This window comes from Coprococcus sp. ART55/1, from assembly GCF_000210595.1.
Lineage (GTDB): Bacteria > Bacillota > Clostridia > Lachnospirales > Lachnospiraceae > Coprococcus > Coprococcus aceti.
Window position 1 is genome coordinate 1,577,047 of sequence record NC_021018.1, and the last position, 2,545, is coordinate 1,579,591.

General features: G+C 31.3%; 3 protein-coding genes. All 3 read right to left on the bottom strand.

Going from position 1 to position 2,545, the window contains the following annotated elements:
* Positions 1 to 369: 369 nt before the first annotated feature.
* Positions 370 to 681: a nucleotidyltransferase domain-containing protein gene (locus tag CCU_RS07240; RefSeq protein WP_015534123.1), complete on the bottom strand. Its 312-nt coding sequence runs from the start codon at positions 679 to 681 to the stop codon at positions 370 to 372.
* Positions 656 to 1,801: an HNH endonuclease signature motif containing protein gene (locus tag CCU_RS07245; protein ID WP_015534124.1), complete on the bottom strand. Its 1,146-nt coding sequence runs from the start codon at positions 1,799 to 1,801 to the stop codon at positions 656 to 658. The genes CCU_RS07240 and CCU_RS07245 overlap by 26 nt, the downstream gene beginning before the upstream one ends.
* A gap of 416 nt (positions 1,802 to 2,217) precedes the next feature.
* Positions 2,218 to 2,545 (bottom strand): hypothetical protein (locus tag CCU_RS07250; protein WP_208896079.1); only part of this gene is annotated, 328 nt, incomplete at its 5' end.

Below are 2,545 nucleotides of genomic sequence, written 5' to 3' on the forward strand. Positions count from 1 at the left end.
CGCACACAAACTCATACTCAGGATGTCTGTCCATCATATAAAATATAAAATTACTACCAATAAACCCAGCTCCGCCGGTGATAAGAATCTTCATATGTTATACCTCTTTATGCAAAACAAGTTGTGTTTGGTATAAGTATAACATAAAGATGGATAAAGGGTACTTTTTAATATTAGTATTATAAATACATCGAACACTAATATTACTGCGAACTTCAAATTTTCTTCTTGTTGACTACACTCTGCAATAACACCTTTTTACACCTCAATTATATCGTTTCTTCTATTTCCAATTTCAAAAGGTATTAGCAATAAAAACTTCTCCCGTTTCATTTCTTAATTATTTGCACCCGCTAACACAAAATTGCATTATTTCAACTTTAAATAATTAGACTTTAGCCGATCTAAAAATTTAACATCATTTTCTTCTTCACGACTTAATGCAGTCAAATCAACAGGTGCTCTACAAATCCTTTCTAATTCGTTTTTGATTTTCTCTCTCTGTTGTCCTATCTCAGATGAATATTCCTCATATATTAACAAAATATCAATATCATTATAACTATCATCCAATCTCAATACCGAACCAAACAAATATACTCTCTCAAAACATTCCCAATTGTCAACAAGCTCTTTTATTCTATCAATGATTCTTTTACTTGATTCTTTTAACATATTCATAAAACGCATTCATAGTTAACAACTTTACATTCATTTTTTCAGCCAACTCATATGCTTGTCCAGAAATGCAACTATCATCATTCCAATTATGTAGATTAACAATAATCGAATCTTCCTCTGGTGCCATTTCCATCAATTTTGCTTGACTTAAACAATATTCATAAATAAAAATCATTTTTTTATTATTTATGCTAATCTCTCTTAAATTTTCATTATTTACAAATTGAAAATTTATTTTTTTAGTTCTAATATATTTTAATGCAAAATTTAAACTAGCTAGTCTTACTCCTGTTTTCGCAAAACATTTGTAATCGTAATACATCTGTCTAATTCTAGGTGTATCATCCAGGAACACTTTATCCACTATATTATTTTCCCGTATTACTAAATAGGGACGTTCTATTCCCATTTGTATATCAATAAATTTTCCCTGTTCATTCAATTTCTGTATTAATAACTCCAAACTTTCTGTAGATGGTAAAATAGTCCCATCTGCTGGCGCAATTCCAAACATTGAGTTAATTTCTACTGGGAATAAAATTTCACGATTCTTTTCGATATCACCACGTGTAGCTTCAAACTCTTCAATGTGAGTCAAAAAATTATATACAAATTTTAGATTTGAATAATTTTTATCTTGATGTCTCTGAAACAAACCCATATTTGACGATAACAAAATTTTTAATTTTCTATTATTTATCAATAATATAGGTTCGAACTTATCCCACAATTTTTTATTATCTTTTTTATAATAATTCTCATAAATAGTTTTATTTTCCATTAACAAAGGAAAAGCTGCTTTTTTTAACTCCTCAAATGTTTTAAACCGATTTTCGAAAAGATTATTCAATTCTTCTTGTCGGATTTTCTTCCAATTCAAAACCTCTTCAGCTGTAAATTTATTATTCTTGTCAAAGTCTGTATGACAGTTTGGGCATAACAAAACTAAATTTTCAAAAGAATTATCTGCTGTTTTACAATAAGGATCTATATGTGCTTTTTCAACAATATCCCCCTTTCCTGTAAACAAACAACATCTACAACTTGGATTCATACAATACCCCATGGATTCTGCATACAATCTTCTTTTTACGTTTTCATCTATATACCTAGATCCCATATTACCCCTTTCTTTTACATAATTAATACCGCCATTTCATATATGTTTTAACATATTTATCTATATCCTATTTTCATCTACCACAACACTAAGGCTCTTTCACGCAACTCCTTACACAACCTAATAATAACCTCTGTATCTTCCCTCCCATTGTATATCAAATGTTTATATTCTAAACACACTTAATTAAACAGATACCATGTTAAACCACTTACCGTGTCTACAACTACTTTGCACCCAATATCATTTGTTATCCTGTAGAATGTTCACTTGCACCTAGTACCTCTAATAGACCTCTTTCCATTTAAACTTCAAACTGTTTTAATTCTTCTAGCGGTTCCTTACTTGTATCAATACACATGCCGTCTTTCAACCAGTCTGCTTTCGTATATCCTGTTCCCGTTACTTCATATATCTCACCTTTTTAGACCTACAGGCTTAACCCAGCCCCATGTAATAAGCCTATCCAATGCTTCTTGCCATCTAGCGGATTCTCTCTGTGAATTATCAGCCATAAACTGTTTGCCATCAGCTGAAACCTGAACTGATGAACCTAGCGTAGCAAGTTTGAATATTTGCCCGTTACCTTCAGCTGCATATACTAAAAGGAATGCCGAATCAACTGGAATTCTACCAACATCATCTTGCCCTACTACCGGCGCGTATTGTTGTTCTTCCTCCTCTGCATATTTACATTCTTCCGCCCTTTTTTCCGTAATATTGGCTATTCTATCTAAAAATTTA

What these genes read in the sequence shown, in the direction of transcription:
- CCU_RS07240 (WP_015534123.1), bottom strand. Translation starts at nt 681, where the DNA reads ATGAATATGTTAAAAGAATCAAGTAAAAGAATCATTGATAGAATAAAA.
- CCU_RS07245 (WP_015534124.1), bottom strand. Translation starts at nt 1,801, where the DNA reads ATGGGATCTAGGTATATAGATGAAAACGTAAAAAGAAGATTGTATGCA.